Consider the following 26,200-nt stretch of genomic DNA (forward strand, 5'->3'; position numbering starts at 1 on the left):
ATGGCACTGGAAGACGCAAAAAATCAGGTGGACGAAGCGTTCACCAATCCGGACCTAAAAGGGCTGTCCTACGAAAATACCTTTGGCGGTGCGACCTCGTTCCTGCGGCGTCTGTACACCAAGGAACTGAAGGGTGTGGATATTGCAGTGACCGGCGTACCTTTCGATCAGGCGGTGACGAACCGACCCGGCACCCGGCTTGGACCACGTGCGATCCGCGAGGCCAGTGCGTTGCAATCGCCGGATGCGCCATATGGCTGGCCCTTTGATGCGCTCAGCGAACTGGCCATCGTGGATTATGGCGACATGGCCTATGATTACGCCAATATCCCGGCCTTTCCGGACACGCTGACCGACCATATCCGTACCATTCTGGCTGCTGACGTGGCGTCGGTTTCCTTGGGCGGAGATCACTACATCAGCTTTCCGATATTGAAAGCATATGCCGAGAAATACGGGCCCATGTCATTGCTGCAATTCGATGCACATACGGACACCTGGGCTGACGATGATATGTCCCGCGTCGACCACGGGACGATGTTCTACAAGGCAGTGAAATCGGGGATCGTAGACCCTAAACGCTCGGTCCAGGTGGGTATTCGCACCCACAATGAGGATACGCTGGGCGTCAACATCATCGACGCCCGCGAAGTTTATGAATCCGGCCCGGCCGCCGTGGCACAAAAGATCAAAGGCATTCTGGGGGACAGCCCCGTTTACCTGAGCTTTGATATCGACGGCCTGGACCCGGCCTTTGCCCCCGGTACTGGCACACCTGTTTGGGGCGGGCTGACGTCCATCCAGACGCAAATCATCCTGCGCGACATTGCCGGGATCAACATCAAGGGTGGGGACGTCGTAGAGGTGTCTCCGCCCTTTGATACATCCGGCGCGACGGCGATTGCCGGGGCGCATGTGGCGACGCAGATCATTTGCCTGTTGGGGTGGAACAAGCTGGTTCAGGATTAACCATTGGTTAGCCATCTTTCCGGTATCTGGTTAACCAAAAGACCGGACGGGAGAAATACGGGCATGACTGACTTTAACCAACCCATCAGTGGCAACGATCTGGCGCGGTTTTCCGGGCCGAACACGTTCATGCGCCTGCCGCAGGCGGAGTCGTTGGCAGGGCTGGACGTGGCCGTTTTGGGGATACCGATGGATATTGGCACCTCGTGGCGGTCGGGAACTCGGTTCGGGCCCAAGCAAATCCGCAGCGAAAGTGCGATGATCCGGCCTTATAACATGGCGAATTCGGCGGCCCCGTTCGACAGCCTGCAAATCGCTGATATCGGCGATCTTGCGATCAATACGTTCTCGTTGGCTGATAGTCTCAAGATCATCAAGGAAAGCTATGATGCCATTCTGGCTCAGGGGGTAATCCCGGTTGCTATGGGCGGCGATCACTCGATCACCCTGCCGATCCTAAGGGCTATTTCCGCCAAGAGGGGACCGGTGGCTCTGGTCCATGTGGATGCCCACGCTGATGTGAATGATGAGATGTTTGGTGAAAAGGAAACCCATGGCACGGTTTTCCGTCGCGCCTATGAAGAGGGGCTGATCGTCCCGGATAAGACCTTTCAGATCGGTATTCGCGGCTCGGGCTACGCTGCATCGGATTTCACCGAGGCAAAGGGCTGGGGCTTTCGCCAGTTCCCGGCCTGGGAGCTGTGGCAGCAGAACCTGACCGAGATTGGCGCGCAGATCCGCAAAACTGTCGGAGATCACCCGGTCTATATCTCCTATGACATTGACAGCCTGGACCCGTCCTTTGCTCCGGGGACCGGAACGCCCGAGATCGGAGGGTTGACGACGCCGCAGGCGCTGCAGTTGATCCACGCCCTTAGCGGGATGAATGTGGTTGGATGTGATCTGGTTGAGGTCTCGCCACCCTACGACCCGTCGGGTAACACGGCTTTGACGGCTGCAAACCTGTTGTTCGAGATGCTGTGCATCCTGCCCGGAGTGACGTCGCGGTAGGGGCGGCAGCACCTTGTTTGGTGCCTTGTTCCGAATATTGTTCGTGAAAAGGTTGGGTGCGGGATGAAGAAAATGATGCTCTGGCTGATTGTCGGTCTGGTGGTGGCTCTTGGCGCCTATATCCGGCTGGCCCCGCCCGACCCCGCACAATGGCATGTGCCACCCGTTGGTGAGGTGGACCGCGATGAAGAGGGCGGAGTTTTTCGAGTAGTGGAAACCGGCCCGGATAGTCTGGCGCGCTTGGATGCAATAGCACGCGCAACGCCACGTACGTCGGTTCTGGCTGGTTCTGTGGATGAAGGGATGGTTACTTACGTCACCCGCACCAAAGTGATCGGTTTTCCAGATTACACAACTGTTCAGCAGGACGGAGATATCTTGCGTGTCTATGGTCGGCTACGATTTGGCAGGCGTGATTTCGGGGTAAATCGAAATCGTGTTGATGACTGGCTGTCCGGTCTGAAGCTCTGACGACAAACACCCCTCTTGAACTTCGCGCCACATCGGAACGTTCAGGGACATCTGGCATTGCGCCGTGAACATACGACCGTCGACCTGCAGGCAGATCATCTCACCCAATTCAACGCGTGTGCCGGATTTGTCGGTGCAATAACAGTCCTGAACCTTGCCGCCGGGGCCGACCACATCGGCTGCGGCGGGGGCTGCGCACAACAGAAATACAAGCGCCATACGTGTCATAAGCATCAGCTTAGCATAGTGACAGCCCTTGACCAAAGCCTCGGATTGAGAGACACCGCGCGGATGATCCCCGAAGAACGCCTTGAACAGATAACCCAGCGATTCCAGTACCTCGAAGCTGCCATGGCCGATGGCGCCTCGGGAGGGGATATAGCGACACTGGCCAAAGAGTATTCGGACCTCAAGCCGGTGGTTGACCAGATCATGGCGTGGCGTCAACTGGTTGGCGATTTGGCTGAGGCGCAAGAAATGCTGGCTGATCCCGACATGAAAGAGCTGGCAGAAGAGGAAATACCTGACCTGCAGGCTCGCATCCCCGAGGCAGAACATGCGCTACAACTGGCGTTGTTGCCGCGGGATGAGGCGGATGCCCGCCCGGCGATGCTGGAAATCCGGCCAGGAACCGGAGGCGACGAGGCTGCCTTGTTCGCCGGGGACCTGCTGCGCATGTATCAGCGCTATGCCGAAGGCCGCGGTTGGCAGTTCGAGATCATCGAAGAGCAAGCATCTGACCTGGGCGGAATCAAAGAAGTGGTTGCCCATATCAAGGGCGACAATGTGTTTGCCCGGATGAAGTACGAATCCGGCGTCCATCGCGTGCAGCGCGTACCCGAAACTGAAAGCGGCGGGCGAATTCATACCTCGGCGGCAACCGTGGCAGTTCTGCCCGAGGCCGAGGACGTGGATATTCAGATTGATGCCAACGACATACGTATCGACACGATGCGCAGTTCAGGCGCGGGCGGGCAGCACGTCAATACGACGGATTCAGCGGTGCGGATCACCCACTTGCCCACCGGACTTGTGGTGACAAGCTCAGAGAAATCGCAACACCGCAACCGTGAGATTGCGATGCAGGTTTTGAAGACGCGCCTCTACGACATGGAACGCCAGCGGATTGACAGCGAACGGTCAGCTGATCGCGCCAGTCAGGTTGGGTCGGGGGATCGCTCTGAACGGATTAGAACCTATAATTTCCCGCAAGGCCGAATGACGGATCATCGCATCAACCTGACACTGTATAAGCTGGATCAGGTGATGCAGGGTGATTTGGACGAAGTGATCGACGCGCTGACCGCAGATGATCAGGCGCGCCTGCTGGCCGAGATGGCACAATGATTGCGGCCCTGACTGCTGCTCAGGCAATGGTGACCGCAACTGCGCGCCTGCGTGCGGCAGGGGTTGAAGACCCGGCACGGGACGCGCGGGTTCTGTTGGCTCACGCTGCACGGATAGAGGCCAGCCGCGTGACCCTTATCGCGCCCGAGGAACTGTCACCCGAGGTTGCCGAACGCTATGATCAACTGATCTCATTGCGTGCCATTCGCGTGCCTGTGTCGCATCTACTGGGCGAAAGAGAATTCTACGGCCGTCGGTTTCGGGTGAGCCGAGATGTACTGGACCCGCGCCCGGAAACCGAAACGCTGATCGAGGCCGCGTTGAGTGAACCGTTTGATCACGTGTTGGACTTGGGTACCGGTTCCGGCTGTATTCTGATCACCTTGCTGGCAGAACGCACCAGCGCATCTGGCATCGGCGCGGACCTGAGCGAATCCGCTTGTCTGCAGGCCAGCGCCAACGCGGTACAGCTTCAGGTCCAGGGGCGGATCGAGATTCTATGCTCCAACTGGTTCGAAAATATTGACGGTGAATTTGATCTGATCGTTTCGAATCCGCCATATATTTCATTGGACGAGATGGCGGAGCTATCGCCAGAAGTGCGCGAGTACGAGCCGCGCATGGCCCTGACTGATGAGGGCGACGGCCTTGGCGCTTATCGTCATATCGCTGCCTCGGCCCCAGATTTCCTGACACCCGGTGGGCGTATCCTGGTTGAGATCGGGCCAACTCAAGGCAAAAGTGTCGCATCCCTGTTTCAAGCCGCAGGTCTGGTCGATGCCCGGATCATCCCCGATTTAGACGGGCGGGACCGTGTTGTATTGGCCAGAAATCCGTAAATCCGGCACTGAGTGAGGCTGAAAAGCGCCGATTGATGTAAAAAAGCTGCGAATTTTTGGACAAAGCTCTTGTCTGCGCGGTCTGGACGTGTTTACTCAGAATTAGTCGGAGAGGTTGACGCTGTTACAGCGGGCCCCTGACGCCAAGCCCAAAAAAGTCGACATCGCGTGACGGCTAAAGCCTTTGAGCAGTGCAGGACGCGACTTTATCGGCACCGAAAGACAAGGCTGACGTAGAGTAAGATGAGATCTTCCAAATCCCGTTCGCGGGCAAAGAACAACCGCAATCGTCCTTCCGGCGGCAACGTCGTAAACCGGGTTTTTGACAGCTCGGGTCCCGAAGGTAAGGTTCGTGGTACGCCACAGCAGATTATTGACAAGTACAACCAACTGGCGCGTGATGCCCAGTTGTCGAATGACCGTGTAGCCGCCGAAAACTTTCAGCAGCACGCCGAGCATTATCTGCGTCTGCTGAGCGAAGCGCAGCGTGAGATCGAAGCCCGCCGCGAAGAGCAGGAACGCCAGAACCGTGAACGCCAGGCTGAACGCGATCGTGAACGCGCCGAGCGTCAGGAACGTGAAGCCGCACGTCAGGCTGATCCGGCAGAGACGCCGCAGCCTGATGTGGTGGATTTTGGTTCCGAACCGGCAACGCCGGACAGCGGACTGGTAGAGACCCCTGAAAACAAGGGTGCCGAACCCGCACCGGCAGAGCGCAAGGCAAAGCCTGCGCGCAAGCCCCGTGCGCGCAAACCCAAAGCCGAAGCGGCACCTGCACCAGATGATGGCGATGCGCCTGAGGCGGCGGAATAATCTGAGGTCAGATCAGGTCTGACAGTAGCTCGGACCAATGTTGAAACGATCCTCCCATGCGGCCCATCGCGTGGGAGCCAAAGTATAGCCGCTCCAACGCTGCTGATTTGCGATCCAGTACCTCATCGGGTGCGTCGGGGCGCAGTTCTTTCAGGACCGACCGCAATGCTAGACGCAGGCGTTCCGACACCCGGGCGCAGCTGGCGGCGCAATCCGGGTCGAACGGGGCCATTTCCACCATCGCGTTGCAGACGAAACAGCCCACTTTGGGTGAAGGTTTGTTCTGATGGTTTTCCGTACGCAGAAACATTTTGACCAGCCGGTCATGCGCAGTCCCTTCTGTGGTATCGGTCAACGCGGCCAGTGATGCATTCATTCGGGTTTCGGCATAGTGGTCGATAGCACGCAGGTAGACCGTGTGCTTGTCGTGAAACGCTTTGTAGAACGACCCACGTGTCAGTGACATCGCATCCAGCAGATCGGGTAGGTTAGTGCCTGCATAACCGTGTTCCCAAAAGGCAACCATGGCGCCTTCCAGTGCTGTGGTTTCGTTGAACTGTCTGGGTCTGCTCATATTTGACTTGCACTTGTTACTAACAAGAAACCACCCGCTGAAAGGCGGGAGGCTTCGGTTTAGATAAGTTTAGGGCGGGCTTCATCCGGCCGCAATTACTGCGTTGTAAATCACGATTCTGGCATCGGTTGCGGATGGATGTAACCCAGTTCCGGCTTGGCTGAGTGGGCGAAAAATTTTGCCGTGCCATCCTGAAGGCCGGAATGAACTTGATCCCAATTGGCGTGGGTCAGCGGTAGCATTTCGTCCTTTTTGGCCAGATAGCGTTCTTTCACTTCTTCCGACCAGTTCAGGTAAAGCTTGTCATCATCAATGAACCAGCCGTTGACGAAATCGACTTCGGCAGCATAGCCATTGGCTACGGCCCAGGAGCACCAGCCATTGTTCTGGGGGGCGTAGGCCTCGGGGTTTTCCTTGAACAGGTTCAGGTTTTCGGCGCTGGAGAACACCCAGACCCGATCCTTGTACTCGGCGCGGTGCTCCATCTTGCCTTTGGCGGGTTTGCCTTCGGTGAAATAGGCCACCATGTCAAAGCCATCCATGGCAATGCCGCGACTGGTTGAGTTGACAACATGTGTGCTGAGCGCGGTCGATTCAGCCTGTGCTGCGTGTGTTCCGAGGGCCAATGCGATAGCGCAGACCGCACCCGTGATAAGCTGTTTCATTGTTACTTTCCCTGTTCTGGTTTGTTTGGAACCAATTAGTACACAACAGGGTTTGAGAGGCCGTTCACGATTGGCTCACAACTTCGTTAACATAGGCCCATCGTGATATCTTTAGAAATAACAGCGGATTGCAGGATTAGCTGGGGGAAGTGTCGCTGATACTCAGCTGTCTTTTACTGCCCGTGCGAGAGCGCAGAACGATTCGAGTGGGATCTGTTCTGCCCGGTCTGTGGGCTTAATTCCCGCTGCGATAAGGCGATCTTCGATATCCGGTGCGACGCCTTTTAGCGAGGCGCGCAGCATTTTACGACGCTGATTGAAAGCGGCGGCCACAACGCGCGACAGCGTGGCCGCATCCGCAGGATAGCGCGGTTCGGGCAGGGCGGTCAGGTGGACCACGGCGCTCGAGACTTTGGGGGGAGGGGTGAAGGCACCGGGTGGCAGGGACATCGCAATCCGCGCCTCAGCCCGCCATTGGGCCAGGATGGCGAGCCGGCCATAGGCCTTACTGCCGGGTTGGGCCACGATGCGCTCGGCGACCTCGCGCTGAAACATCAGGGTCAGGCTTTGCCAGAAGGGCGGCCATTCAGGTGGGGTCAGCCAGCGGACCAGCAATTCCGTGCCCACGTTGTAGGGTAGGTTGGCGGCGACGCGGATCGGTGGCGTCAGGTGCTCCAACGGATTGATTTCAAGCGCGTCGCCATTGATGACCTCAAGCCGACCGGGATAGGCGGCAGCGATGTCGTTTAGGGCGGCGATGCAGCGGGTGTCCTTCTCGACTGCAACAACCTTGCGCGCCCCTTCAGAGAGAAGTCCGCGGGTCAGACCTCCGGGCCCAGAGCCGATCTCCAGCACGTCGCATTCGGTTAGGTCTCCGGCCTGACGGGCGATCTTGGCGGTCAGGTTCAGGTCCAGCAGAAAGTTCTGACCCAGCGATTTGCGCGCCGAGAGCTGATGTGCCGCGATGACTTCGCGCAGAGGGGGGAGATTGTCGATTGCGCTCATGTTCTAATTACCGTGGCGTGGTGTGATGGGGATGCGCAATTATTTTTATTGCCTCCGGCGGGGATATTTTCAGCCAGGTGAAGGATCAAGAGCTTTTTGCCATGCGTTGGGCGAGTTTCAGGGCTTCGATCAGGCTGGTCGGGGATGCGATGCCCTGTCCGGCAATATCCAGCGCGGTGCCGTGATCGGGGGACGTACGGATGAAGGGCAAGCCCAACGTCACGTTCACGCCACGATCAAAATCCAGCGTCTTGATCGGGATCAGTGCCTGATCGTGATACATGGCTATTGCAGCATCATAGCGGGCGCGGGCGGCAGCGTGGAACATTGTGTCCGCAGGGTGAGGGCCGGTGACGGTATAGCTATCATTGGGCAGGCCGTCGATCAGAGGCGCAATCCAGTCCAGTTCCTCTTGTCCCATCTTACCACCTTCGCCCGCATGGGGGTTGAGGCCAGCTATGGCGATACGGGGATGCGTGATGCCGAATTGGCGACGCAAGCCGTCGGCCGTGATCGAGATGGTGTCGCGCAACAGGTCAGGGGTCAGAGCCGAGGGCACCTCGGACAACGCGATATGTATGGTCGCCGGAACCACCCGCAACTGATCGCTGGCCAGCATCATCACCACCCGGTCGCGGCCTGCGAGGGCAGCCAGAAACTCTGTATGGCCGGGGTATGAGAAACCAGCCCCGTCAATCAGGGCCTTTTTGTGGATCGGTGCAGTGCAAAGTGCAGAGGCCAAGCCGGATTGTACCAGAGACACGCCTTGCTCGATGGCAGCAATGACGGAAGGCGCATTCAAAGGGTCGGGTTGGCCTGGAACATTAGGGGCGGGAAAGTCCAATTGCAGGACAGGCAGCGCGGTGGCGCTTACATCTGCTGCCTCAGAGGGATGCGAAATGAGCGCGGCAGGGGTTTCAGGCGGCAGGTGAGCTGCATCACCGATATAAAAGAACGGACAGCTGCCACGCAGCTCAGACCAGGCTTTGGCTGCGATTTCCGGGCCTATCCCCGCCGGTTCCCCACAACTGACGGCGATCGGAGCATTCATTGCTCGATGATATCTGCTTCGGCGCGCAACTGTGCCAGAAGGCTGTCGGCAAAGGCCGAAAGGCGTTGCTGGGTCAACGCATTGGCCACATCGACGCGTGATGTTTCTTCACCCCGATCGCGGGTGCGGGTGCACAGCATCAAAAACTGCAGAGTTTGACCGTTATTACGGGTCAGCACCGTCGATACTTCGTTGATGTCGAGCTTTGCAAGTTCCAGGGCCACGTCGCGCGGGATTTCAGACGGGCTGGACTGAATTCTCTGCAGAACTTCGGCCGGTTGATCCTTGGCAATGCCATAGAGGTCATCACAGGTGTCAATCTGCTCTTTCAATTTGGCAGCTTTTTCCAGCGCATCGGCGCTCCGACCACCCGGTATATTGTAAATCGCGTAGTCAATCTCGGAGAAACTAGGGGTACTCGTCGCGACTTCGCGCAGGCCCCGCATCTGGAACAGCGCGATGGCATTGGGCAGGGACAGTGGTTGCGTTATATCCCCGTTTTTCAAGCCCAGGATCACTGGTTGCAGGGCTGGGGGCAGGCTGGTCAGGTTCAACCAGTCCAGCCGACCGCCGTCGTTACGCGTGGCAGCCCCGGAATACTGTGTGGCTGCTGCTGCGAATGCGTCATAGCCTTCAAGCCGGGCGATTTCCTCCGCCAGAAGTTCGGCTTGTGCTACGGTCTGCTGATTGACGGGAATGATGATCTCGGACAACAGAACCTGCAGACCGCCCCCACCGGATTGCCCCAAAGCCCGGTTTATCTCATCTTCCGTCGGGCGTGCCTGTGAAAGATAACGCGCACTTATATAGTCGCGCCACGAAACCTGATCTGCCACGAAATCGCGAACGGTTTCGCGGTCAACTCCCTGATCTGCCAGCAATTGTAGAAATTGTTCTGCCGACAGCTGTCCTCGTGCAGCGAATTCGTCTATGCCAGCCTGAATGTCTTCCTGGGCTGCTCTGATTCCAGCCTCGCGCATGACTTGACGGCGTAACCGCTCGTCAATCAGGGCGTTGCGAACTTCGTTCTCGGATGAGCCGGGTGCCCCCAAAGCACTCAGGAACTGCTGACGCTGATTCAGCTCGTACCAAGTGATAATATCCTGATTTACCTTGATCGCCGGAGAGAACAGGCTCTGAGCACCTGCCTGAGGTGCTGTCATGACCAAAATTGCCCCGACCAGCGCAGAGGCGACCGGTTTAAGCCAACCGGAGCGGAGGAAACTGGTGAAACCTGAAATCAACTGCATCTTCTCTTGTATTGTTGGCCGCCACTTTTAACAGAGTAACCCGTTAGGGCTACGGTAAATCCGAATTCTGTCGAAGGCTCAATACTTGATGACGAGGTAAAGCGCCTGCTGACGTTCATGTTAACCTGTACGCATTCATTCTGATACGTAACCCCCAAACCATATCGGATCGGTTCGGACTCAGCGAGGTCATAACGCGCAAGTGCCCGAGTGTTCCAGTTCTGATCGACTCTGTACCGTCCCGTCAATCGTATTTCTGAAGTCTCGTCATCCAGGTTTTCTGCGGGGTCTGGCTCTTGCCACAGATAGCTTCCGGTGATGCCGGCTGTTTCTTGTTGCCAGCCAGCCCGTAGTTCGGCTTTGGCAAAACTGAAATCCCCGTTCAGCAGGCCGCGTCCAGCTGCTGTCCAGCCGTTATTGGTCTGAATTTGCCCAGCCAGCAGCAAGTCGGAAACCGTGCCTTGCAGGCCCGAGGTCCGATTGAAATTCGGATCCGCATTAGTGCGAAAGACCTGACCGATGGTGGCCAGGGCACGCCATTTGCCAGCAGCATAGCGAGACCAGTTGAGCCCTATGACACCGGTCAGGCCGTCTTCTCGCTGATCTGGCGCGGGAAAACGAGAAAGGGACAACAGATTGCCCTGATCGAATTCCTGAAATGTGCTTTCCTCATTTGGAACATTGTCATCAGACACATGGGTCCAGCCAATTTGGGCTATCGGTTCCAGAATCTGGGTCGCCCCAGAGGCCTCTCGCTTGCGCAAGGGATAGCGCAATGTCAACGCGGCGCGAGGGGTAGTCCGGGTTACCTCTTCGGGGAACTCGCTGTCATGGCGAATGTCGAACGTATCCAATGAAGCGCCAGCCCGGAGTTCGGCGCGCAGGCCCGACGTAAAGGTCCAGTTGCGCAGCCATTCCGCATCGAAGGTCGCACGAGCAATGTCGCGCCCAACGATGTCTTCGTCACTGGTGCGCTCATGCGCATGCGTAACAAATCCCAGTCGAACTTCGCCACCGATCACCGTTGGGAACAGGCGTTTTTGATAGTATAGGTCGAATATCCGCGACGGGATTTCATCTTGTTCTTCGCTGTCGCGCAGAGTTTTGTAATGGATAAAGCTAGTGCGGAACGCCGTGTCACGCTTGATCCGTTCCAACGCGATTTCGCTGCGCAGCCGGTCAAAGTCTGGCAGGCCATAGTCGGCAAGATAGGCGTCGTCAGAGGTTGTTTTGATATCAAATGTGAACCGGAAATCGTTCTGGAGATTGAACCAGCCATCTGCAAACAGATACCCGCGGTCCTCATCCGGCTGCAGATCGTCCTGCGTATACGCGCCTTCCAATCGGATGCGACCTTTTTTGAAAGCCTGACGATACCGCAGACCAAGGGTTTTGGTCTTGGATGAGACGTAGGGCGTCAACGTCAGATCCTTGTGATCGCCTAGTTTGATGAAGTACGGTACCTGAAGACCGGTTCCCAGTTGCGACGTGGTCCGCACCGACGGCACCAGAAACCCGGTGGCTCTTTCCAGTGTCGGATCAGGCAATCTCAGGTAGGGCAAGTACAGGACGGGTACATCCAGCACCCGGAACTGCGCCCCTTCGAAATACAGTTGTCGTTCCTGTTGATCATGCGTGACCTTGCGCGCACGGATCTGCCATAGAGGCGGTTTCCCACTGGCACAGACGTGGCACGAGGTGGCTGATACTTTACTGAACTGCGTGTATCGGCCCGCGGCGCGCGTGGCTTGGACCGAGGCGATCTGCACCTGCTGTTCGAACACCATCCGCGCGCCGATCAGCAATCCGTTCTGAAGGCCATCGTCCAATTCGGCAGAATCCGCCAGAACCGTTGTCTCTCCACCCTGATCAATTCTAACCGGCCCTTCCAAAGTCAGCGCGCCAGTTTCGCGGTCAAAAGTGATACGGTCCGCAGTTAGTTTGACGTCGCCCTGAAAGGCCTCGACATTGCCCTCGGCCACCAAGACACGATCTGGAGTGATAAAAACCTTATCCGCGACCAACAGGGCGGGTTGATCTTCCTGCTGCGAGCCTTGCGCCGGGGCGGGGGCAGGCTGGCTCTGTGCTGTGGCACCCGTCGACAGTGCCAGTGCTACTGCGCCGGACAGCAAAAGGCTGGAAATGATCCGCATCAGCCGTCCTCCGCGTGGAGCAACAAACCGAGTGACAGAAGAATGGCTGCAAAGGGCGGCGCCCAAGCCGCGACCAAGATAGGCAATTGACCGTTTTCCCCGAGTATTTGGGCGAAATTGCGAACAAAATAGATGGCGAACCCCAGCAGAACAGCCGACAGCACAGCAATTCCCGTGCCACCAAAACGAACATGGCGCATGGTGAAAGCGGCACCGATCATGACCATCGCCGCCAGAAAGAGGGGGCGCGCAAGCTGCACTTGCAGCCAAACCTCATATTGTTTGGTGGAAAATCCGGCCTCTCGAAGGTCGCGGATCAGCTGAGGAAGATCGTAGACAGAAACCGAATGCTGCTGACCCAGCGTGTCCAGAATACGCTGGCGTGTCAGCGTGGTGGGAAGTTCTATCTGCTCGTGTGTTTTGGCGCTGGTCTCTGGGTTCACATCTTCGGCCAAAGGCCAGATTTTCGCATTGTGCAGAATCCAGGAGCCATTCGACAGCTGTGCCCTGTCAGCCGTGATCTGTTGCGTTGGCTTGCCTTCCATGGAAAACGAAACGATCGTTACGCCGGTTAGTTCCAAGGCGTCGGCATTTGTTGTGCCGCGGGAGTGAATAACCGATTGCCCATTTTCCGACCCCTGCCGCAACCATAGCCCTTCGCTGGTAATCGACAGCGCAGAATTGCCTCTGTTTTTGTAGGTATCGGACAGACGTCGGAATTCCTCGGATGTTGCTGCGCTAATAGGGTTTAGCAGGACTACGGCCAAGGCCCCGATAATCAGCGCCAATGTGATCGGGGCCAACAGCGCCCGTATTCCTGACCGTCCGATGGCGCGTGTCACCACCAGTTCAGAACTTCGCGCCAGCCCGATGAACAGTGCGATTGTGGACAGGATGACCAGAAGTGGAAGCATTTCGCTGATGGCTGCGGGTGTGTTGAGCAGTGTCAGGTGCAACAGCTTGCCGAACGATAGATTTTCCGAGTCGAACCGGCGGGCCTGTTCAACTAGGTCAATCAGAATCAGCAAGGCCAGAAAGATGCCGCCAATGACCAGAAAGCTTTGCATGAACCGGCGGGCGAAATAGCGGTCGAGGATCACGGGTAACCCTCCATCCCGGCAGTGTAGGTGGGAAATTGGGCGGTTTTCAGGTTTTGATTGCCTTCGCCTGCGCAACTGCGCTTCGGCTTATGCCTGCCCTGTCTCGCCAATTCGTTCTCTCCCGATCCGGTCGGATTTTTTCGGGACTTTAATGCAATTGGGGGGCGGGGAAAACTGCTATCTGGTAAAGCCGCGCGGCGCGGGCTAGGTCTTGGGGAACAGATTTTGAGGAGTTCGCGATGAGCAGTCTTGTACCGATCCGTTTTCAGCCCTTTGATGCAGACGCCATGGCGCAGGCCAAGGGGCGAGTGGCAGTGATCATCCCCTCTGACGGTAAGATGAGCCCCGCGGTGCGCCGGGCCAACCGCCTGACCCGCGGCGCAGTGGTGCGACTGGTCGAAAGCCCACGTTTTGAAAAGGTCAAAACAGGTGAAGTGATTTCATTGGCTTGGCCTGGCGGCATGGCGGCCGAGGCACTGGATATCGTGATCCTGCCGCGCCGCCCCGAACCCGCTGAAGCGCGTAAGGCTGGTGCCGCGCTGGCCAAATTGGCGGGTGGTAAGGACATGCTGGTAATGGCAGGCAATCAGGTGCGGACCGAGGATCTGGCAATGGGCATCGCCCTGCGCAGCTATGACTTCGATGCGCATAAAACCAAGGAAGCGGACGTGGCAGGTACCGTGACCATCAGCCACCAGAAAGCGGATGAAGTCGAAGCGGCCTTTGCCCCGCAATATGCAGTGGCTGACGGCGTGCGGATGACCCGCGATCTGACCAACGAACCCGCGAACGTGCTGACCACAACCGAATTCGCCGACCGTCTGGCCGAGATGGAAGAGCTGGGTCTTGAGGTCGAGGTTCTGGAAGAGGACAAGCTGGAAGAGCTGGGCATGCGCACGCTGTTGAGCGTCGGGCAGGGTTCGGTCAGCCCGTCGAAGGTTGTGGTGATGCAGTGGAACGGCGGCGACAAGAACGACGCGCCGCTGGCCTTCGTCGGCAAGGGCGTGGTTTTTGATACCGGTGGTATCTCGCTGAAGCCTGCGGGCGGTATGGAAGACATGACCATGGACATGGGCGGCGCGGGCGTCGTTGCAGGCACCATGCGCGCGCTTGCCAAGCGCAAAGCCAAAGCCAATGTTGTCGGTCTGGTTGGTCTGGTCGAGAATATGCCGTCGGGCAACGCCACCCGTCCGGGCGATGTGGTTAAGTCGATGAAGGGTGATACTGTCGAGATCATCAACACCGATGCCGAAGGCCGTTTGGTTCTGTGCGACGTGATGTGGTATGCACAAGAGCGGTTCAAGCCCGTTGGCATGATCGACCTTGCCACTCTGACTGGGGCGATCATCATCGGTCTGGGGCATGAGAATGCTGGCGTCTTCTCGAACAATGACACGTTCTGCGATGCCTTCCTGAAATCGGCCAAGGCCGAGGACGAGGGCGCATGGCGGATGCCGCTGGGTGAGGCCTATGACAAGCAGCTGAAATCGCGCATCGCGGACATGAAGAACGTGGGCGGTCGCCCGGCGGGCTCGATCACCGCGGCACAGTTCCTGCAGCGGTTCGTCAAAGAGGAAACGCCGTGGATTCACCTTGATATCGCGGGTGTGGCTTCGGTGTCTTCGGAAACGTCCTACGCACCCAAAGGGGCCACGGGTTGGGGCGTCCGCGCGCTCAGCCGTCTTGTGCAGGACAATTTCGAGTAATCCGATGGGTGCCGTCTATTTCTACCACCTGACCCGTCAGCCGCTGGAATACACCTTGCCGGTTCTGCTGGATAAGGCACGGCAGGCCGGGTGGAAGATCGCCGTGCGGGGCACCGATCCCGCGCGGATGGACTGGCTGGATGAAAAACTGTGGCTGGGAGCGGAAGTGGGGTTCCTGCCACATGGCCGCGAAGGCGGTCCGTATGACGCGGCGCAGCCCATTTTGCTGACGACAGGGCCGGAGGCAGCTAACCATCCCGCGTGTGTAATGGCCGTTGATGGCGCGCAGGTGGACCCTGAGGAAGTCACTGCGCTGGAACGTGTTTGCATCCTGTTTGACGGCAACGACGATCTGGCCGTTCAGCACGCACGCGGGCAGTGGAAAGCGCTGACTGGCGCGGGGTGCTCGGCGCAGTACTGGTCTGAGGAATCGGGTCGGTGGGAGAAAAAGGCCGAGGCGTAAAACTCTGGCCTCAAAGCAACTCTCAGGAGAATGATGGATGGATATGAAGCCTCTGGGCCGCACTGGGATCATGTTGAGCGATCTGTGCTTGGGCACAATGACGTTTGGGACACAAACGTCTGAGGCCGACGCGCATACTCAGATGGATATGGCGTTGGACTCCGGGATCAATTTTGTCGACGCGGCCGAGATGTATCCGGTGAACCCGATCACAAAAGAGACAGTAGGGCGGACCGAGGAGATTCTGGGCAACTGGAATGCGGCCAATGCGGCGCGTCGGGGCGATTATATTCTGGCCACCAAACATTCCGGTGCGGGATTTGCCCACGCTCGTGATGGTGCACCGATCTCAGCGCAGACGATCCCGAAGGCCATAGAAGGCTCGCTGCGCCGGTTACAGACGGATTGCATCGATCTCTATCAGTTCCACTGGCCCAATCGCGGCAGCTATATGTTCCGGCAGAACTGGAACTATGCGCCATCAGGGCACAACACCAATGAAGTTTTGGACAACATGCAAGAGTGCCTCGAAGCGCTGCAGGGCCAGGTGGACAAGGGTAATATCCGAGCTTTTGGCCTGTCCAACGAAAGCGCATGGGGTACAGCGCAATGGCTGCGGATTGCCGAGCAAATGGGTGCGCCGCGTGTGGCCTCGGTGCAGAACGAATATTCGCTGCTGTGTCGGCATTTCGATACGGATATGGCCGAGCTTAGTGTCCACGAGGACGTGGGGTTGATGGCCTTTTCACCTTTGGGCGCTGGGTTTCTGACCGGAAAATATCAGGGTGGGGCGGTGCCAGAAGGCTCGCGCATGTCATTGGTGGCTGAGATGGGCGGGCGCACAGGTCCCCGCGTTTTCGACGCGGTGGCAGCGTATTTGGCGATTGCCGAACGTCATGGGCTGGATCCGGTACACATGGCGTTGGCCTGGTGCCGGACACGATCCTTTATGATGTCGGCCATATTCGGCGCAACCTCGGTTTCGCAATTGGAGCATGTTCTGGCTGGAAAGGATATGCGGCTGTCGGATGAGGTAATTACCGAAATCGGTCAGGCGCATCGCGCGCATCCGATGCCGTTTTAGAGGGCTCTGCCCCCGTCGCGCTTTACGCGTCTCCCCCGGGATATTTCGGGCCAGATGAAGTGGATCCGATCAGTGATGAGTGGGGTGCGCGCGCTCGTGCCTCAGGTCACGGGCGGATAGGCCGTGGGCCGTGCGGAAGGCGCGTGCGAAGCTGGATTGCGAGGCGAACCCAGTAGCAAGTGCAACATCCATCAGAGGCATATCGGTGTCTGTAACCAGGCGGCGGGCTTCGGCCAGGCGCAGTTGCAGATAGTGGTCCTGTGGCGTGGTGTTTAGGCGCAGGCGGAACTGTTGTTGCAGTGTGCGTGGGCTGGTGCCTAGCTTCTCGGCGATGTCGACCAACGGCAGGGGTTCATCGAGAGACGTTTCCATGAGAGCGTTGGCTTTGGCGGTGAGCGCGGTGTGACGGTGCGGGGCGCCAGTGCGACTTTGAGGCTTTGTGGGTTCCGGCGCGCCGTCGTATAGGAACAGGCCGGACACTCGCGCGGCGAAGCCCGCGCCGTGGCGCGCGGCGATGATGTGCAGCATCATTTCGACCGCCGGAATCGCGCCTCCGGAAGTCAGACGGTTGCCCGACACGGTAAAGCGGTCTGGGCGTACGTCGACATTGGGGAAGCGGGCGGCAAAATTGTCCAGGTCTTCCCAGTGGGTGGTGGCGGCGTGGCCGTCCAGCAGGCCAGCTTCGGCCAACAACCATGGCCCTCCGTCGATACCGGCCATGGTGGCACCTGTACTTGCGATACGGCGCAGCCCGGCCAGCAAGCTGGGGGTGGCGTGGCGGGCCAGTTGGAACCCGGCCACCACGATCATCAGATCGCAAGTTTGCAACCTTGCCAGAGGGATGCCCGGCACATTTAGCGCGCTAGTCAACATCGCTGGTTCTGTTGTGGCGGTCACATAATCCCAGTCAAACGCCGGACGATCAGCCAGACGGTTGGCCGCGCGCATCGGATCAACGGCCGACGCGAAGCTAAGCGTGTTGCATTCATCCAGCACCAGCACGGCCGTTTTCAGGGCGCGATGTTCGGGTTGGAGTATGTTTTTTGCGGATTTCATCAAGTTCGATTCGCATTCTGGCAAGTGTTTCCACAAGGCTGCGTCAGAGTTGCGGGTAACGCAAATCGGAATCCGGGGAGAAGCCTGGGGAAAACTCAGGGCAAAACCGGGTATAACTTGGGGAAAACGCCATGCCACTGGAAATGAACCGCGACGTCTTTATCACCTGCGCTGTCACCGGCTCGGGTGGAACGCAGGATCGCAGCCCGCATGTGCCGCGCTCACCAAAGCAAATTGCCGACAGCGCAATCGCTGCGGCCAAGGCCGGGGCGGCCGTGGTTCACTGCCATGTGCGTGACCCCGAAACGGGCGCGCCGAGCCGGCGGCTGGACTACTACCGTGAGGTGACGGATCGCATTCGCGATGCCGATGTTGATGTTGTTTTAAACCTGACCGCCGGAATGGGCGGGGACATCGTTTTCGGCGGCGTCGAAACCCCGTTTCCGGTGGCCGAAGGCACTGACATGATCGGGGCATCCGAGCGCGTGGTGCATATTGCCGAGTGTCTGCCTGAGATTTGCACCCTCGATTGTGGCACGATGAATTTTGCCGAGGCTGACTATGTCATGACCAACACCCCTGGCGCGCTGCGGGCGATGGGGCAAATGATGACCGATATGGGCGTGAAGCCCGAGGTTGAAGCCTTTGACACCGGTCATCTTTGGTTTGCCAAGCAATTGGTAAAGGAAGGGATTCTGGAGCCCAACGCACTGGTGCAGTTGTGCATGGGTGTGCCGTGGGGCGCGCCGGATGATCTGAACACCTTTATGGCGATGGTGAACAACGTGCCCGATGACTGGACGTTCAGCGCGTTTTCGCTGGGTCGCAACCAGATGGCCTATGTGGCGGCCACTGTGCTTGCAGGCGGTAATGTGCGTGTCGGGCTGGAAGATAACCTGTGGCTGGACAAGGGTGTGCTGGCTGAGAACTGGCAACTGGTTGAACGTGCTGGGACCATTATCGAGAACATCGGGGCACGGGTGATCGGGCCGCAGGAAGTGCGCGAGAAACTGGGGCTGACCAAGAGAGCTCCGAAGTGAAATTATATTCGCTTTTAAGTCTTCTACTAGCTGTCGCGGCTTGCTCGACGCCAGGTGCACAGGAAACAGGCCATGTAGAGTTTGACGCCGCCCATGCGTTGAACGTGATTTGTGAAAATATCGCAAGTGACTATCGCTTAGACCGGGAGGCGAATCCTGATCTTTGTGTGGGCTACGACGAAAATGGTTGGCCTATAGACAGCGCAGAAATCAAACTGCCAGACAATTGGTGAAAGAAATGACAAAAACAGCAGCTATCATTGGCGGCGGCGTAATCGGCGGAGGGTGGGCCGCTCGGTTCCTGCTCAACGGCTGGAACGTGCGGGTGTTCGACCCGGACCCGGAGGCCGAGCGCAAGATTGGTGAAGTACTGGACAATGCCCGCCGGTCGCTGCCGGGCTTGAGTGACGTGCCGTTGCCGCCCGAAGGGGCTCTGACGTTCCATGAAGAAATGGCCGATGCGGTGCGGGGCGCTATGTGGATTCAGGAAAGTGTGCCGGAACGTCTGGACCTGAAGCAGAAGGTCTACACGGGCCTGCAGGAGGCGTGCGATCCTGACGCGATCATCGGGTCCTCGACCAGTGGGTTCAAACCATCGGAGTTGCAGGACGGCGCGCTGCGTCCTGAACAAATCGTGGTGACGCATCCGTTCAACCCGGTCTATCTGCTGCCGTTGATCGAATTGGTGCCGACTGACAAAAACCCGCCCGAAATGATCGAGCATGCACAGGAACTACTCAAATCGGTTGGCTTTTTCCCTCTGCATATCAAGAAAGAAATCGACGCGCATATTGCTGATCGGTTCCTCGAGGCCGTCTGGCGCGAGGCGCTGTGGCTGGTCAAGGACGGCATTGCCACCACGGAAGAGATCGACGAAGCGATCCGCATGGGGTTTGGCATTCGCTGGGCCCAGATGGGTCTGTTCGAAACCTACCGAGTGGCCGGAGGTGAGGCCGGGATGCGGCATTTCATGGCACAGTTCGGACCGGCCTTGAAATGGCCCTGGACCAAGCTGATGGATGTGCCCGAGTTTACCGATGAGCTGGTCGACATGATCGCGGATCAGTCGGATGCGCAGTCCGGTATGCATTCGATCCGTGAGTTGGAACGTATTCGCGACAACAACCTCGTGGGTATGATGCGTGCGCTCAAGGCACAGAATTACGGGGCGGGGGCGGTGCTGAACCAGCATGACGCTATGCTGAAGCCTGGCGCTCTACCTACGCTGGAACAGGCAGACCTGAGCAAGCCGATCCTGACACTGTCCCGCGCAGTGCCACTGGATTGGACCGACTACAATGGGCACATGAACGAGGCGAAATACGTAGAAGCGTTTGCAGCTTCAACAGACCGGTTCATGGAAGTCATCGGATGTGACGCTGACTATATCTCTTCGGGCGGCAGCTATTTCACTGCTGAAAATCACATCCGATATATTGATGAGGCACATGCGGGTGCGAAGATCGAAGTGCGCACGCAGATGTTTCTGGGTCAGGGCAAGAAGCTGCACCTATTCCACAGCATGTATGAGGGTGAAAGGCTGTTGGCCACGGGCGAAAGTTTCCTGCTGCATGTCAGCCTTGAAACCCGCCGCCCCAGCGCGCCTTCGCCTGCAATTGAGGCGGCAATGGCGCGGGTCGCTGAGGCGCAGGCAGGGTTGGCATATCCCGAAGGCGCGGGCGCTGCGATCCGCAAGCCGACATGACGCAGCGCGTCTTGATCACGGCGGGCGCCTCGGGTGTGGGGCGTGCCATGGCCGAGGCGTTTGATGCTGCCGGGTATAGCGTCTGCATCACCGATATTGACGAGGACGCATTGCGGTTCGCTCCTGCGCATTGGTCGCGCCACTGGGCGGACGTGTCCAGCGAATCTGATATGAGCGCCATCTTCCAGGCTATTGAGGCTGAGGGTGGTCTGGACGTGCTATGCGCCAATGCCGGGATAGCAGGCCCGACGGATGCGATTGAAGACGTCGAACTGTCGGATTGGCGATCCTGTATAGCGGTCAATCTGGACGGGGCCTTTCTAGCCGCAAAACACGCCGTGCCTTTGATGAAAGCCGGAAAGGCGGGCAGTATTATCCTGACCTCATCGACGGCGGGGCAATTTGGCTACCCGTATCGCGCGCCCTATGCGGCGGCGAAATGGGCGGTGATCGGTTTGATGAAAACATTGGCGATGGAGCTTGGCCCACACGGCATCCGAGCCAACGCTATTTGCCCTGGTGCGGTCGAAGGGCCGCGGATGGAGGGTGTGCTGCAACGTGAGGCCACCGCCAAGAATATGAGCCGAGATCAGGTCTATGCGGGTTATGCCTCGGGCACCTCGATGGGGCGATTTGTCGAAGGTAAAGACATTGCAAATATGGCCGTTTTCCTTGCCTCGGATGCAGCGCGGTTGGTTTCAGGGCAGGTGATCGCGGTGGATGGGCATACGGTAAACCCGGACCCCAAACTTTGAACCGCTGTCTGTTCGAATAAATCTGAAAAATTGAATTTTTCACCAAAATTTGGTAAATATATCGGTGTTTGAAGAAAGTATTCTAAACAATTGTTGGGGGTAACTATGCAAAAAGTTTTGTTTTTTGCCGTAGGTATTGCGGCGATTTCTGCGACCACAGTCTTAGCAGGAAGTGGCAAGCAACCACCGGGCAAGCGTGCCGGAGGAAGTTGGGGCGACGTGACCGCAGAGGCGGTTGAAGGTGGATTTCCGCAGGGCGAACATGCTTCGGATCCGTCCGGAGACGGGCATGGGCCGGGTACAAATGATGAACCCCGCGCCGGTTTAGCAAATGCCGGCGGAAAACGCGGAGATTTATCGAACACAATGGATGCTCTGGGTTTGAGCACCAACGACTGATAAACTGTGTTTGCAGTAGCTATTTTGGGATGACCGGGGCAATAAATGCTCCGGTTTTCTTAATTGCGAGACCTATGCCTGATTTGGTCCGCGCATCTGGCGAATGGTCTGACGGACCGCCTGCCAGTCTTTTGCTTCCTGCAGGTTTCCGGCGGCTTCGCATTCGCGCTCTTTCTGCGCGGCTTCTGCTTCGGCCCGGTCGCCATGTGCGGTGTACAATGCCCGTGCGTATTGAGCCGTTTGTAGTGCGTCCATTCCCGTCTTCCTCCGTCTGTGATCGGAATACCCAAAAAGGTTCGCGCCGAACGACGATACCATAAGTTTTCTGTCTGTGCATCCTTAGCGGTTGGAAATCTTTGATCGAATCTGTCTTAGACGGTCGGGAAATTCGCGTGCGGTAACATCCGCCTCGCGTACCAAACGATCGAAATGGCGGGTGAAGGTCTCGATCCGGTCACGGTCGCGGAAAGCCATATAGTGGCTGCCAGCGTAGAATACACAGAGCAGAGGGCCGAAAATGGTGACTGGAGCGGAAAAAAGTCGTTTGGCGTCAAACAGATAAATTCGAAGGCGAGGGTAAAGCTGTTCGCAAATCTCCAGCAAGTGGTCGATCTGCTCTAGCCTGATTTTGGGGCATAGCCCTTCGTAATACCCGGTGGCCTGAGCAAAGCTGTCGATTTCATAGAGCGGCATGGCAATTTCATAATCTGATTGCGCACTGCGCATCCATTTCAACCGGTCCGCCGAGGCGCCAATAGCCTGATCCGCAGTACGCCCCAAATGTGGCGCATATTCCCATTCCAGTACCGTGTGGGTCTTTAACATATCTGGCAAAGTGGCTGGAACATAACGGATTTTATATCCCGCGGCTTCCTGGTGCCATTCGAAGATACGTTCATCCACCAGCGCGCGGGGGGCTTCGGTCATGGTCAGAGAACTGGCCAGTAATTCGGCCGCGCTTTCCGGCCGATCTGAAAGACTAAGCAACCAGTCCGCAGACACACCAAGGGCTGTAGCACATCCGCCAACCACATGTGCATTTGGCAAGCGCGCCCCTTCACCCGTCAAAAGTTGTGATACGGTCGAGCGGTCCACACCGATGGATCGGGCAAGCGCGCTTTGGCTGACGTGACGCTCCTCCATCGCGCGGGCCAGACGAAGGCGGAACTGTGCCGCTCGGTCTCGTTTGTCAATTTTATCCTGCATATGTTTTTAAATATCACAGATGATTAATTTTGTTAATCATATTCGGAATTTTCAACGCGTGCAGCGACCCGTAATTTCAAAGACATAACAATAATATGGGTGACGGAATGGAAACGCGACGAAGATCTGTCGTGAAAGCTGTGGTGTGGAATGCCATTGGGCTGGTCATGATGACCTTGGTGGGGCTGGTGGCCACCGGGTCCGCAGCCGTGGGCGGAACGCTGGCGATTGTGAACACGGCCATTGGCCTGACGATGTACCTGATTTACGAGCGTATCTGGGCCGGGATCACGTGGGGCCGCAATGTCTAGGCCTGCGACACCCGAATGGGGCACTTTGTCCCTGATCCTGGCCTGCTATGGGGCATGGCTGGCGGTCATTTTTTCACTACCGGTCTGGCTGGCGATCCCAGCGATGGGGCTGGTCGCTGCGCTACACTCTTCGTTGACCCACGAAGTGCTGCACGGTCATCCGTTCCGCTCAAGATGGCTGAACGAGGCCCTGATGGCGCTGCCTCTGACCTTGTTCATCCCATATCAACGTTTCCGCGACCTGCATTTGGCGCATCACCGCGATGAAACGCTGACCGATCCGTATGACGACCCCGAGTCGAACTATCTGGACCCCAAGGTCTGGGGCGGTTTGGCCGGTTGGCAGCGGCGTATTCTGCGCATGAATAATACGCTCCTGGGGCGGATTACTTTGGGGCCTGCAATCGGGCAGTTTATGTTTACACGAGATGAGGTGCGTGGTCTTTTACGCGGAGATCCGGCAATCCTGCGCGCATGGGCCTTGCACCTGCCAGGGGTGGCAGTTGTACTTTGGGTAGTTGGGCACTCGGGAATGCCAATCTGGGCTTTTGTGTTGTCGGCTTATGTCGGGCTGGGCCTTGTCAAGATTCGCACCTTTCTGGAGCATCGCGCGCATGAAAAAGCGGGTGCGCGAACGGTCATTATCGAAGATCGTGGGCCATTGGCTTTTCTGTTTTTGAACAACAATCTACACGTCGTTCATCACATGAACCCTGGGGCGCCATGGTACCGATTGCCTGCGCTTTATCGAGCGGACAAGGAGCAATATCTGAACCGCAATGAGTCATACACTTATCGGTCTTATGCCGAGATCTTTCGGACCTATCTTTGGAGGGCCAAGGATCCGGTATCTCATCCTCTCTGGCCAAAGGATTGAATTCAAGACACAAGGGAGACCATGAGCTTATGGATTCCCGTCACAATAGCCGCGGCCTCATTCCAGACGGTGCGGTTCATGCTGCAAAAGTCACTCAGCACCATAAAGCTGAGCGTTGCAGGCGCGACCTTTGCCCGGTTTGCCTATTCTATGCCACTGGCGGTGCTGGGGCTGATCATGGCGCTGCATATGACCGACCTCAGCCTGCCGCCGCTGACAGGGTGGTTCTGGGTATACGCGGTGATCGGAGGAACCTCGCAAATTCTTGCGACAATCTGTGTGGTGGCTCTGTTCAAACAGCGCAATTTTGCGGTTGGAATTACGTTTAAGAAAACCGAGGTCATTCAGACCGCTATAGTAGGCTTTTTAGTGCTGGGCGATCAGGTGTCCATCGGGGCACTTGGTGCGATCATTGTCAGTCTTTTGGCGGTGCTGTTGCTTTCGAAAACTCCCGGAGGCGACGGGGCTTGGTGGAAACACCTCACTAACCGCGCCGCTCGATTGGGGCTGGGATCGGGGGTGCTGTTTGCATTTTCCTCGGTCAGCTATCGCGGTGCGTCGCTGGAACTGGGTGATGTCGATGCCTGGTTTCGGGCGCTGGTCACGCTGGCCGCAGTGGTGACGTTTCAGTTCCTCAGCATGGGGATTTGGCTGCTGTGGCGCGACCGGGCCGAATTGCGCGCTGTGTGGGAGACACGCAAAATCAGCGTGTTTGTCGGGTTGACCAGCCTGTGTGGATCGTTCTGTTGGTTCTTTGCCTTCACATTGCAGAACGCAGCGTATGTAAAGGCGCTGGGGCAGGTCGAGTTGCTGCTCAGCCTGTTCGCCTCAATCCTGTTTTTTCGAGAAACCATAACCCGGCGAGAGATCGCCGGGATGGGATTGCTTGGACTGTCTATTCTGGCACTGGTGCTGGCGATTTAGCCAGCACGGCGCTCGTCAAAGCTTAGCGCGATAAAACTGGGTAGGTGATCGCCCATCCCAACAACTGCCGGGCTGTTATCGTCTTTACGGCCACGACCACGTCCCTTGGGCTCACGGTCTTTCCGGTCGTCGCTCTTTTTGCCTTCCGAGGATTTTACTTTCTTCTCGGGCTTTGGCCTATCGGCCTTGGGCTCTTCCTTGACGGGATTGTCGAGGCGCGGAATTTCCTTCTGGATCAGCTTTTCAATCGCATCCAAAGCCTTTTCATCACGGCCCGAACAGATCGTAACGGCCTTGCCCTCGCGCCCTGCGCGACCAGTACGGCCAATGCGGTGAACATAGTCCTCGGCATGGCCGGGCACATCGAAGTTGAACACATGGCTGACGGATGGAATATCCAGCCCGCGTGCGGCCACGTCCGAAGCGACCAGCAAGCGCAGTGATCCATCGCGGAACCCGTCCAGCGTTTTCATCCGCTGCGATTGGTCCAGATCACCGTGGATGGCCGCGGCGTTATAGCCATATTTTTTCAGCGACTTCGCGCAGATATCCACATCTGTCTTGCGATTACAGAAGATGATCGCGTTGGTGCATTTCTCGCCCTCGGAGTCGATCAGCGCGCGTAGAACCTTGCGCTTGCCGCTGGCCTCGCGATCGCGACGGCCGCCTTTGAACATGACGACACCCTGTTCAATGGTCTCGGAGGCCGTCGCCTGACGGGCAACCTCGATCCGGGCCGGGGCAGACAGGAAGGTGTCAGTAATCCGCTCAATCTCGGACGCCATGGTGGCCGAGAAGAACAGGGTCTGGCGTGTGAACGGCGTCAGCGAGAAGATGCGTTCGATATCAGGGATGAACCCCATATCCAGCATCCGGTCAGCTTCGTCGACGACCATGATTTGTACACCGGTCAGCAACAGCTTGCCGCGCTCGAAATGGTCCAGCAGGCGGCCCGGGGTGGCAATCAGAACGTCAACGCCGCGGTCGATCAGCGCCTCTTGTTCCTTGAAGCTGACGCCGCCGATCAACAGCGCCTTGGTCAGTTTCAGGTGCTTGGAATAGGTGTCGAAATTTTCCGCCACCTGTGCCGCCAGTTCCCGTGTTGGGCACAGCACCAGTGAGCGTGGCATCCGCGCGCGCGCACGCCCACGGGCCAGCAGCGTGATCATAGGCAGAGTGAAGCTGGCGGTTTTGCCGGTGCCGGTCTGGGCGATTCCCAGAACATCCTTACCTTCAAGAGCGGGCGGAATAGCGCCTTCCTGAATTGGGGTCGGGGTTTCGTATCCGGCTTCCTCAATGGCTTTGAGGACCTTCGGGTTCAGGTTCAGTTCGTTAAATTTTGTCATGTATGTCCGGTTCATGCGGACACTAGACCTGGCCCGCGCGTCAGAGGTTTGCCGGGCCCGGATGGCCATACGCATCATTG

Annotated in this window: 29 protein-coding genes; 17 read left to right on the plus strand and 12 right to left on the minus strand. The window is 57.6% G+C overall.

What is annotated here, in order from left to right; genetic code table 11:
- The 3 genes from speB (GOW93_RS08120) (at position 1) to GOW93_RS08130 (ending at position 2,451) form a co-directional block, all read left to right on the plus strand.
- Entirely contained in the window at positions 1–969 is a 969-nt protein-coding gene (speB, locus tag GOW93_RS08120) for an agmatinase (RefSeq protein ID WP_170382978.1), read from the plus strand.
- A 63-nt stretch (positions 970–1,032) separates the two neighbouring features.
- Positions 1,033–1,980 carry an agmatinase gene (speB, locus tag GOW93_RS08125; protein ID WP_170382980.1) on the plus strand — a complete coding sequence of 316 codons (948 nt, stop codon included), beginning with the start codon at positions 1,033–1,035 and terminating at the stop codon, positions 1,978–1,980.
- Positions 1,981–2,043: 63 nt separating this feature from the next.
- Positions 2,044–2,451 (plus strand): DUF1499 domain-containing protein, encoded by a 408-nt coding sequence (locus GOW93_RS08130; protein WP_170382982.1) that lies wholly within the window; start codon positions 2,044–2,046, stop codon positions 2,449–2,451.
- On the opposite strand, the gene GOW93_RS20765 is transcribed toward GOW93_RS08130, so the two are convergent.
- Positions 2,377–2,685 (minus strand): hypothetical protein, encoded by a 309-nt coding sequence (locus GOW93_RS20765; protein WP_170501876.1) that lies wholly within the window; start codon positions 2,683–2,685, stop codon positions 2,377–2,379. The genes GOW93_RS08130 and GOW93_RS20765 overlap by 75 nt on opposite strands.
- Before the next feature lie 57 nt (positions 2,686–2,742).
- Here GOW93_RS20765 and prfA point away from each other — a divergent pair, with 57 nt between their 5' ends.
- The 3 genes from prfA to GOW93_RS08145 all read left to right on the plus strand — a co-directional run bounded on the left by prfA (position 2,743) and on the right by GOW93_RS08145 (position 5,450).
- On the plus strand, positions 2,743–3,798 hold the full coding sequence (gene prfA / locus GOW93_RS08135) for a peptide chain release factor 1 (protein WP_170383211.1): 1,056 nt from the start codon (positions 2,743–2,745) through the stop codon (positions 3,796–3,798).
- A complete protein-coding gene (gene prmC, locus GOW93_RS08140) occupies positions 3,795–4,637 on the plus strand; it encodes a peptide chain release factor N(5)-glutamine methyltransferase (protein ID WP_170382983.1) in 843 nt (280 codons plus the stop codon). Before prfA ends, prmC begins: the two co-directional genes overlap by 4 nt.
- A gap of 243 nt (positions 4,638–4,880) precedes the next feature.
- Positions 4,881–5,450 (plus strand): DUF4167 domain-containing protein, encoded by a 570-nt coding sequence (locus GOW93_RS08145; protein WP_170382985.1) that lies wholly within the window; start codon positions 4,881–4,883, stop codon positions 5,448–5,450.
- A 7-nt stretch (positions 5,451–5,457) separates the two neighbouring features.
- Here GOW93_RS08145 and GOW93_RS08150 read toward each other — a convergent pair whose 3' ends face one another.
- The 7 genes from GOW93_RS08150 to lptG form a co-directional block, all read right to left on the minus strand.
- Positions 5,458–6,024: a TetR/AcrR family transcriptional regulator gene (locus GOW93_RS08150; RefSeq protein ID WP_170382987.1), complete on the minus strand. Its 567-nt coding sequence runs from the start codon at positions 6,022–6,024 to the stop codon at positions 5,458–5,460.
- Between the two features lie 110 nt (positions 6,025–6,134).
- Positions 6,135–6,689, minus strand: coding sequence for a YHS domain-containing (seleno)protein (locus tag GOW93_RS08155; protein ID WP_170382989.1), 555 nt, complete (start codon positions 6,687–6,689; stop codon positions 6,135–6,137).
- A gap of 162 nt (positions 6,690–6,851) precedes the next feature.
- Positions 6,852–7,694, minus strand: a complete 843-nt coding sequence (rsmA, locus tag GOW93_RS08160; protein ID WP_170382991.1) for a 16S rRNA (adenine(1518)-N(6)/adenine(1519)-N(6))-dimethyltransferase RsmA — start codon at positions 7,692–7,694, stop codon at positions 6,852–6,854.
- Between the two features lie 85 nt (positions 7,695–7,779).
- Positions 7,780–8,745, minus strand: a complete 966-nt coding sequence (pdxA, locus tag GOW93_RS08165) for a 4-hydroxythreonine-4-phosphate dehydrogenase PdxA (protein ID WP_170382993.1) — start codon at positions 8,743–8,745, stop codon at positions 7,780–7,782.
- Entirely contained in the window at positions 8,742–9,995 is a 1,254-nt protein-coding gene (locus GOW93_RS08170) for a peptidylprolyl isomerase (RefSeq protein ID WP_170382995.1), read from the minus strand. Before GOW93_RS08170 ends, pdxA begins: the two co-directional genes overlap by 4 nt.
- Positions 9,986–12,148 (minus strand): LPS-assembly protein LptD, encoded by a 2,163-nt coding sequence (locus GOW93_RS08175; RefSeq protein WP_170382997.1) that lies wholly within the window; start codon positions 12,146–12,148, stop codon positions 9,986–9,988. Before GOW93_RS08175 ends, GOW93_RS08170 begins: the two co-directional genes overlap by 10 nt.
- On the minus strand, positions 12,148–13,248 hold the full coding sequence (gene lptG / locus GOW93_RS08180; RefSeq protein ID WP_170382998.1) for an LPS export ABC transporter permease LptG: 1,101 nt from the start codon (positions 13,246–13,248) through the stop codon (positions 12,148–12,150). Before lptG ends, GOW93_RS08175 begins: the two co-directional genes overlap by 1 nt.
- 239 nt (positions 13,249–13,487) lie before the next feature.
- Between lptG and GOW93_RS08185 the strand changes: the two genes are divergently transcribed.
- Genes GOW93_RS08185 through GOW93_RS08195 form a run of 3 tightly spaced genes read left to right on the plus strand, consistent with a single transcriptional unit; the run spans position 13,488 to position 16,501 of the window.
- Positions 13,488–14,954 (plus strand): leucyl aminopeptidase, encoded by a 1,467-nt coding sequence (locus GOW93_RS08185; protein WP_170383000.1) that lies wholly within the window; start codon positions 13,488–13,490, stop codon positions 14,952–14,954.
- Positions 14,955–14,958: 4 nt separating this feature from the next.
- On the plus strand, positions 14,959–15,417 hold the full coding sequence (locus GOW93_RS08190; RefSeq protein WP_170383001.1) for a DNA polymerase III subunit chi: 459 nt from the start codon (positions 14,959–14,961) through the stop codon (positions 15,415–15,417).
- Between the two features lie 37 nt (positions 15,418–15,454).
- On the plus strand, positions 15,455–16,501 hold the full coding sequence (locus tag GOW93_RS08195) for an aldo/keto reductase (RefSeq protein WP_170383003.1): 1,047 nt from the start codon (positions 15,455–15,457) through the stop codon (positions 16,499–16,501).
- Positions 16,502–16,570: 69 nt separating this feature from the next.
- Here GOW93_RS08195 and GOW93_RS08200 read toward each other — a convergent pair whose 3' ends face one another.
- On the minus strand, positions 16,571–17,557 hold the full coding sequence (locus GOW93_RS08200) for a GlxA family transcriptional regulator (protein WP_170383004.1): 987 nt from the start codon (positions 17,555–17,557) through the stop codon (positions 16,571–16,573).
- A gap of 131 nt (positions 17,558–17,688) precedes the next feature.
- On the opposite strand from GOW93_RS08200, the gene GOW93_RS08205 reads away from it, so the two are divergent.
- The 5 genes from GOW93_RS08205 to GOW93_RS08220 all read left to right on the plus strand — a co-directional run bounded on the left by GOW93_RS08205 (position 17,689) and on the right by GOW93_RS08220 (position 21,456).
- Positions 17,689–18,597 (plus strand): 3-keto-5-aminohexanoate cleavage protein, encoded by a 909-nt coding sequence (locus GOW93_RS08205; RefSeq protein ID WP_170383006.1) that lies wholly within the window; start codon positions 17,689–17,691, stop codon positions 18,595–18,597.
- Positions 18,594–18,830, plus strand: coding sequence for a hypothetical protein (locus GOW93_RS20685; RefSeq protein ID WP_217354783.1), 237 nt, complete (start codon positions 18,594–18,596; stop codon positions 18,828–18,830). The genes GOW93_RS08205 and GOW93_RS20685 overlap by 4 nt, the downstream gene beginning before the upstream one ends.
- A gap of 5 nt (positions 18,831–18,835) precedes the next feature.
- Positions 18,836–20,302, plus strand: a complete 1,467-nt coding sequence (locus tag GOW93_RS08210; protein ID WP_170383008.1) for a carnitine 3-dehydrogenase — start codon at positions 18,836–18,838, stop codon at positions 20,300–20,302.
- A complete protein-coding gene (locus tag GOW93_RS08215) occupies positions 20,299–21,057 on the plus strand; it encodes an SDR family oxidoreductase (protein ID WP_170383010.1) in 759 nt (252 codons plus the stop codon). The genes GOW93_RS08210 and GOW93_RS08215 overlap by 4 nt, the downstream gene beginning before the upstream one ends.
- A gap of 105 nt (positions 21,058–21,162) precedes the next feature.
- Positions 21,163–21,456, plus strand: a complete 294-nt coding sequence (locus GOW93_RS08220; protein WP_170383011.1) for a hypothetical protein — start codon at positions 21,163–21,165, stop codon at positions 21,454–21,456.
- Positions 21,457–21,528: 72 nt separating this feature from the next.
- On the opposite strand, the gene GOW93_RS08225 is transcribed toward GOW93_RS08220, so the two are convergent.
- Positions 21,529–21,711: a hypothetical protein gene (locus GOW93_RS08225; RefSeq protein WP_170383013.1), complete on the minus strand. Its 183-nt coding sequence runs from the start codon at positions 21,709–21,711 to the stop codon at positions 21,529–21,531.
- 84 nt (positions 21,712–21,795) lie between these two features.
- Positions 21,796–22,662: a helix-turn-helix domain-containing protein gene (locus GOW93_RS08230; protein WP_170383015.1), complete on the minus strand. Its 867-nt coding sequence runs from the start codon at positions 22,660–22,662 to the stop codon at positions 21,796–21,798.
- 107 nt (positions 22,663–22,769) lie between these two features.
- Here GOW93_RS08230 and GOW93_RS08235 point away from each other — a divergent pair, with 107 nt between their 5' ends.
- Genes GOW93_RS08235 through GOW93_RS08245 form a run of 3 tightly spaced genes read left to right on the plus strand, consistent with a single transcriptional unit; the run spans position 22,770 to position 24,774 of the window.
- Positions 22,770–22,973, plus strand: a complete 204-nt coding sequence (locus tag GOW93_RS08235) for a DUF2061 domain-containing protein (RefSeq protein ID WP_170383017.1) — start codon at positions 22,770–22,772, stop codon at positions 22,971–22,973.
- Positions 22,966–23,850, plus strand: coding sequence for a fatty acid desaturase (locus GOW93_RS08240; RefSeq protein ID WP_170383019.1), 885 nt, complete (start codon positions 22,966–22,968; stop codon positions 23,848–23,850). Before GOW93_RS08235 ends, GOW93_RS08240 begins: the two co-directional genes overlap by 8 nt.
- Positions 23,851–23,871: 21 nt before the next feature.
- A complete protein-coding gene (locus tag GOW93_RS08245) occupies positions 23,872–24,774 on the plus strand; it encodes an EamA family transporter (protein WP_170383021.1) in 903 nt (300 codons plus the stop codon).
- On the opposite strand, the gene GOW93_RS08250 is transcribed toward GOW93_RS08245, so the two are convergent.
- Positions 24,771–26,120: a DEAD/DEAH box helicase gene (locus GOW93_RS08250; protein WP_170383023.1), complete on the minus strand. Its 1,350-nt coding sequence runs from the start codon at positions 26,118–26,120 to the stop codon at positions 24,771–24,773. The genes GOW93_RS08245 and GOW93_RS08250 overlap by 4 nt on opposite strands.
- Between the last annotated feature and the right edge of the window lie 80 nt (positions 26,121–26,200).

Source organism: Ruegeria atlantica (assembly GCF_013032455.1).
Taxonomy (GTDB): Bacteria; Pseudomonadota; Alphaproteobacteria; order Rhodobacterales; family Rhodobacteraceae; genus Ruegeria; species Ruegeria atlantica_B.